Source organism: Candidatus Eremiobacteraceae bacterium (assembly GCA_035314825.1).
Taxonomy (GTDB): domain Bacteria; phylum Vulcanimicrobiota; class Vulcanimicrobiia; order Eremiobacterales; family Eremiobacteraceae; genus JAFAHD01.
In genome coordinates, this window is record DATFYX010000003.1 from 23,506 (window position 1) to 30,028 (window position 6,523).

A 6,523-nucleotide genomic window follows, 5' to 3' on the forward strand; every position below is an offset into this window, starting at 1 on the left:
GTGGCGACAATGTCAGCGATGCCGCCTACTAAGACACCGAGGAATGATACCTTCTTCATGTGCCTACCAAGTCCGATCTCGGGGATGGCTTCTTCCGATCCGTTGTGTAGGTGAGCTAAATCCGAATTCAGGCCTGCCTAGGGGGCGCCCGGACTCTCCGATTCGTCGGGCCGTTTGTGTAGGTCAAAGGGCCGGAGAGGCTGGTTTTTAGGCTCGGCCGAACCATCCCCTTGTGCTAGGTAAGTTTCTTAGCGAGCCCGCGACCCTCAGCGAATTCGCTCGTGGGCTTTCAGACCAGTGGTTTATGCTGCCACAACGCTTTGATCTTCCGGCGGATATCTCGATCACCATTTCCCCAAAGGATCCGAAAGCGGGAGTCAAACGAGTTCTCGCTCTATTGTTGCGTGCCTGGAACGTCGAGATTCTCTCGACCAAAGCACCGAATTGGCCCAGCGAGGCAATCCAAGCGGAACGTGTCGATTTTGATGGGCACGTCATGACGATTGTCGGCGTAGAGGCAACGATCCGAATCGCGGTCGATATCGACAGACGCATCATTCTGCGGGAGTTTGACCTGGACGTCGCGGATCATGCGGTAGTCGATTCACTCACGTCAGCGCAATCATACCACTTTACCGAGCAGGAGCTCTCGCCGTCTGTTCCAACGCCGGGCAAGGCGCTCATAGGTCCTCCAAGCGGACCGATCTTCACCCCGCCACGAGAGTACTATGTGAGCCGCGAACTTAAAGCGCTGCTTGGCCTGGTGGCGGGCGTAGCTCTAATTGCGCTCGGACTATTTGCGATAATTGCCTCGGGGGCTCGGGATCTCTATGCTTGGATTTTTGTAACGGCGGGCGCATGGATCATAGTTGCTACAGTGCTCGACTTAGCGCTTTTCCCGCCTCTGCGACGCTGACTTGTTCAAGGAGCATCGGAAGGGTCATCCGGGTTCTCATGCTGCCACCGCGTGGTTGTGTGGGTGAGTCAAGATCAGAATTCGGGCCGGCCTGGGGGGCCGATGGGTTTTCTTGCCTCCCAGCGCCCACCGGAGTTCAAAGCCGCCCAAGCAACAAGCCCAGCCATCGCTGCCAACGTGACGCCTAGAGCGCGGACGAAGAAGTCCGGCGCAATCTTCTCGTTAAGGCCGGTTAGTCCGGTAAGCCTCTTGGCTGTTCGCGGAAAGCCAATGCACACGATCGCGACGACCGCAGTGATTAGGGCGACGGCAAAAAGGGCGATGATCTCTTTCACGATTACCGAGTTGTGTGGGTGAGTCAAAATCAGAATTCGGGCCAGCCTAGGGGGCCGACCGGGTTTTCACTTATCGCGGAGTTGCGCGGGTGTATCACCGCGTCACGGTCGCACTGTTAGCCGCCGCAGTCCGAATCCGGCCCACCCTTTGGGGCCGACTGGGCCATTCAACTGATCGCGCAGTTACGTGGGTGAGTCAAATCCAAATTCGGGCCAACCTAAGGGGCCGACCGGGTTTCGGTAAGGGAGTGTCTAAGTCCCCGACGTCTTAACGAGCGTGGATCAAGAGGCGTGAAAACCGGTCTAGAAACTTCGTCTAAGCATAACGCACCGCAACTAAAGAGGCATCGGCTAACCATCGGGGCCTCTTGCTTTCTTCCATTCTGGTGTGCGACAATTAGGAGTAAGAAGATGGCCGGTAGCCGCCAATAACAAGCTTTACCGAAGGCCCGGTTACTGATTTGTTTCACCCATGCGATGCGTCCCCGCAATCTAGGTTGAACCAAAGGGATAGGTTTTATCGTCAATGATGGAGGTCGTGTCATGCGCACGCCCACGATCGCTGTTGGAGTCCTGTCGGCACTCCTCGCCCTAAGTCCAGCGTTCTCGGCTATTGCATCCGCCGGCAGTGGCACACCAGTAGCTGAGTCCGCCAGCCCGGCACCGTCGGCGACACCAACCCCCGCCGTATCGCCCGCGCCCACCACAGCGCCGTCGACCGCGCCGTCTCCAGCGCCCAAACACGATAACACGACGACGTATATCATTATCGGAGTCGTCGTCGTCGTGGCGGTCATTCTAATAGTAGGAGCAGTAAGTAGGTCTGTTCCGACCCTATCATGTAATGGCACCCCCAATTGCAGCAATGGCATTGGGGCCATTCACAGAGCACCGGAGTTGCGGCTGCAGTTACGATTCCGTTAATCAATAACGCGGCTTTCTAAGGACAGTTCCGAATTCGGCCCTGCCTAGGTGGCCGTTGGGGTTTTGGCTGATCGCGGGGTTGCGTGCATAAGTTAGCGGCGCGGCGGCAAATCGGGCCGTTTGCCGCATTGTGCGACGCCAATGGAGGCGATCGCTGAAGCGAGAAGGGCGAGGCCGATCTCAAAGTAGACTTCCCGTCGAAGCGTCCAATTAGGGAATTCAGCAATGGGGTCTTACGTTGTAAGCACCGAGGCATCTGGGACGCAATCCGTTATTGGGGTCGCGCCATTCGAGTTGGCGATACCCACAAACATGTTCGTCTGACCAGTTCCCCCCAGCGCGCTGATGGGGACAACGATGATCACTTGATTGCCCGCGCCGCTCACCTGTGCTTCACCGGTCATCACGTCGCCCGGTGTCGTGAAAACCTGGAAGTTGCCATCTGCGAGGCGCGGGAACAGCAGTCCGGTGCCGTCGATCGCATGGTCGAAGCCAGTGCCATAGTTGAATCCATTGCAGGACGCCAATCCGCCCGTCGAACTATTTTGGTCAGCGTCGAACGCGATTTCGATGCCGAGCTGGGTGCCGCTCGCGCCGACGTTTCCGCCCGGGGCAGGAAGCGACGCAAACGCGTTAGCCTGAAGAAAAGTCAGCGTGATAGTGATGTTGGTGTAAGTGGTGCCTGGCAACCCGGTTCGGCTGGTGTCGACCGATAACACGTCCCAAGGCGTGCCGAAGCCTGGTATTGGTTCTGTGTCGCCCGCCGGTACGGTAAAGAACATGTTGACTGGCGGGGGCGTCGACGGCGGCGCCCCCCCACCGCCCGTCGGAGTACATATGCCGAGGCACCCCGACCCCGAACTAGTGCATGCCGCATTGAACGCAGCAACCATGCAGACTACTAGTATGGCTATGAGTCCGCGAATAATACGCGTTGTGCTCATGGCCTAAGCACAACTACGCACAGAAAATAACGCATGTTATGCCTCCTTTGGACGCGCGTGGCCTGCGCAAACCATATCTAGAACATTTGTCGGCTACTCTGAAGTGCGCAACCCCTCGCTACCATTCTACACGATTGGCGACCCGTGTGCCGTGCTATCGCGACGTATGACTTCCACCCCGCGAAACTGACTAGCGTCGCGCGGCCGCTTCTGTCTTCCTGGAGTAGAAATAGAGCGCCCAGACCCCGCCGATAGCCACCGCCGTCAGAACGATCTCGCGCCGATGGGATCCTAAGGTGTCACTTCACTGTGAAGCAGGAGGCGTGTCCAGCGGGCGGTATGACGTCGTTCGAATCGTTGACCTGGTATGCAGCGTAGAAGAGCTTGTGTTTCCCGGATTTGACATCGGCGAAGCGAACCGCTAGAGTTGCCGTCTTACCGGCTGAGACGACCGGCCTTTGAGCTTTTCGCGCATCAAGTTGTATATAGTACTTCTGCTTGTCGAGCGGGACTTCCAGGTGCGAAAAGAAGTTGCTATAGTACGCTATTAGTCGGATCGTAAGAGTTCCATTTGACGCGCTTAGTGAGGCGAGCGCGATGTCGGGCCCCTCGTCAATGACTGCGCTGCCACAATCACTCAGATCGGAGATTCCGTCTCTGACGATCTGATCGGGTGCTGGAATTGAAGGGGGGACATAAGGCGGCGCGGTTACCGTGGGCGGCGCCGACGTGTCCGCTCGCGCCTGCTCACTGCCGACCGGCAACGTTAGCACGGCAGCGAGAATCACGCTGGCTACAACAGCTCGCATTTGGGTGCTTCCTCAAGTGGCGATTCGACTTTCCGAGGGCCCTTCATTTCGCTAACACCGATAGCTTCCAAGCCGCCTCGCGCGGACCTATAACTGGGTTTAGTAACGAGCCAACGTCCTGGAGTCATCTTCACGACACAGGACGGTGCTCGTTTGCGATGAGAGCCCCGATGGCAATTAGTATGACTGCACAGCTCTCAAGAAACGCAACGACCCTCCACTCCGTGCATAGCGGGTAATTGTGAAATCCGCATATCTCCCAGTTGCCGATGCGAGTCCCTGCAGCCAAGGCAAACGCGAGCAGTATGAGTCCGCAAGCGGTCAAGATGATGAGCCAGCGCATCCCGATCTTGTCAGGCATCAGTAGCTCGCGACAGCGAACCAGCTCGGCGACGCCGGAGATAGCCCCAAGTCGCCAGTGCCCACGCCACAAAGACGCCGCCGCCAAAAACGGCGTATCCAAACCAACCCATGACAGGAGCCGCATAAAACGCAACTATGAGCGGACCAAGACCAAGAAGCAAGGCGATGACCAATTTGAAGCGCGGCGCAGTCGCTGCGCCGCACCAAACAAACAATGAGCTGCAGATCACCAGAGTGGCAACGAGGAACACACCGGCAAGTCTGAACGAACGAGGATCCCAGATCCGTAGTAGGCCATTTGTCAGCAAGGCGGCAAGACCGTAGAAGAACGTCGCAACAGGAACTACGGCAACCCACCGGACCCACGCTGACCACGAATTCATGAACTTGAAATTATCCATGGCTCTAGCAGCCGCCCGGGACTTCCCACGCGAAATCCACCTCGTAATTGAATAATGTTCCCGCTAGAGGCATCAATAGGAGCGCGCTATCATTCCCGTTCGCGTATTTCTTACTAAATGTGCCAAATAGACGACCACCGGGACTACACTGCTTCCAGCCCTTGTCTGCAAACGACTTGTCGTAGAAGCGTTTGAGATCCGCCGCTGAAAGCTCTACGTCGTATTCCGCATCGACTTCAGCGAGCGGGTAGTCCGGCTTGTAAAATGTGCTGACGATTCTGACATTTGAGTTCGGCGGCGCGAAGGATCTCGCCAAGGCTACCAGCCTTGCCTCATCACTCTCTGTTGCCGGTCGAAAACCATGTTGTATGAGCCAGATTAACTGAGCGAGCAAGATAAGCGTAATAGCAATGACCACTCCGCGATACCATGGGTTGTTGACTACTTGCGTTAGCGGCGCGAGTAACTGGCGCATATACTAGTGCAGAGTCGTCATGGATTCTCGACGTTGTAGACGTTTGCTGTCGAGTGCGGCTTGGCAACGATGAGGCAATCAGAAATTACGAGTCGCTTGGTCAAGGTTGGGTTGAATATCGTGGTTTCGCCCTGACCAACGTCGACGAGGCCGATCGCACACCAAACGTGATAGGGTTCTGCTGGAAGGACCGTAAGCACGTAGTGGCCTGCAGGGACGCCAACTATCCCAAAGTAGCCTTGTGCGCTCGTTGTGGCATGCCATGCCCCCGTGCCAGCGCCGGCGAGTGTAACTCGTTCGCCGCCTATGCCTTGACCGGTTTGAACGTCCGTAAGACGGCCGCGGACAGATCCATAGGTGTCGGCTCTCGACTGCTGAGCCGCAATGACAACGCAAATCGCCACTAGAGCCAGGGCCTTAAGCAAGGGCGTGCGAGCGATTTTCACGACCCCCCACAATTCACCAAAATCCTAAAAAATTTCTGCTGCGCCCCTAGGTGCCAAATCCGAATTCGGGCCTGCCTAGGGGGCCGACCGGGCTTCAACTGATCGCAGAGTGGTCACGCCCTAGTGGATGGTGCCGAACGCCCCAAATGCCACCTGTCCTATGCCTACGACGATCTCTCCGACGATGACGGAAAGCACTAGAAGGTCGCCCACCGTTACAACAGCGGTGTACTTCCCTGGTTGGCGGATCGGATCTGCTGGTCGAAGCGCTCTCTCTCGCAGCATCTGCCTTGCCAAGATCAGCAAGCAGCCTAAGACAACCACCGCGAACATGCCCAGGGCGACCTCTGGAAGTGACTTTTCGTAACCAGGCGGGCCCGTAGTTCGCAAGAGCAGCACGCAGCTTATCAAAGCAAGTGTTAGCGCCACAAGCACAAGCTTAGTGCTGATAGGTTCGGAGGGACGGCCTTTGCCTCGTCCGATGTTAAGGCGAACGTTCACAAGAACCCGTACTGACTAGCCCAGCCAACGCTTGTTTACGTATTGCACAGGTGTGTCAAAATCCGAATCAGGGCCGGCCTTGGGGGCCGACGGGGCTTACAATTGTGCGTGTGAGTCGGTCGCCTTTCAAAGCGGTGGTGGCCCGCCGCGGGCAGCGCTAAAGTAGTGGCCGAAGATGACGCCGAGGGCGTAGGCAAGCGCAAGGCCGATCAGCCAGGACACGAGCGTGCCTCTGTATGGGCGACTTCGGTCGAACCATAACGCGAAAGCAGCGATGACCAGAACAAGCAGTCCGATTTCCCAGAAGACCATTGGACCCAAGATCCCAAATAGGGGGATCTGCACGGGTGTCGCTATCCCCCACTGCCATCCTGAAGAGTGTTCCGCAACCGTGAACATTCCATAGCCC

General features: G+C 57.0%; 6 protein-coding genes. 1 reads left to right on the top strand and 5 read right to left on the bottom strand.

What is annotated here, in order from left to right; all coding sequences use genetic code 11:
• Positions 1–232 precede the first annotated feature (232 nt).
• Positions 233–916 (top strand): hypothetical protein, encoded by a 684-nt coding sequence (locus tag VKF82_01670; protein HME80764.1) that lies wholly within the window; start codon positions 233–235, stop codon positions 914–916.
• A 74-nt stretch (positions 917–990) separates the two neighbouring features.
• Here VKF82_01670 and VKF82_01675 read toward each other — a convergent pair whose 3' ends face one another.
• The 5 genes from VKF82_01675 to VKF82_01695 all read right to left on the bottom strand — a co-directional run.
• Positions 991–1,251, bottom strand: coding sequence for a hypothetical protein (locus VKF82_01675; GenBank protein ID HME80765.1), 261 nt, complete (start codon positions 1,249–1,251; stop codon positions 991–993).
• Positions 1,252–2,408: 1,157 nt separating this feature from the next.
• Positions 2,409–2,957 (bottom strand): hypothetical protein, encoded by a 549-nt coding sequence (locus VKF82_01680; GenBank protein HME80766.1) that lies wholly within the window; start codon positions 2,955–2,957, stop codon positions 2,409–2,411.
• A gap of 1,324 nt (positions 2,958–4,281) precedes the next feature.
• Complete coding sequence (locus VKF82_01685) at positions 4,282–4,692, bottom strand: hypothetical protein (protein HME80767.1); 411 nt, start codon at positions 4,690–4,692, stop codon at positions 4,282–4,284.
• A 4-nt stretch (positions 4,693–4,696) separates the two neighbouring features.
• Positions 4,697–5,167: a hypothetical protein gene (locus VKF82_01690; protein HME80768.1), complete on the bottom strand. Its 471-nt coding sequence runs from the start codon at positions 5,165–5,167 to the stop codon at positions 4,697–4,699.
• Between the two features lie 1,073 nt (positions 5,168–6,240).
• A partial coding sequence (locus tag VKF82_01695; GenBank protein ID HME80769.1) for a hypothetical protein occupies positions 6,241–6,523 on the bottom strand: 283 nt, incomplete at its 5' end.

Bases quoted from the DNA above. Each gene is read 5' to 3' on its own strand.
- VKF82_01680 (HME80766.1), bottom strand. From the start codon at position 2,957: ATGTTCTTTACCGTACCGGCGGGCGACACAGAACCAATACCAGGCTTC.
- VKF82_01685 (HME80767.1), bottom strand. From the start codon at position 4,692: ATGGATAATTTCAAGTTCATGAATTCGTGGTCAGCGTGGGTCCGGTGG.
- VKF82_01690 (HME80768.1), bottom strand. From the start codon at position 5,167: ATGCGCCAGTTACTCGCGCCGCTAACGCAAGTAGTCAACAACCCATGG.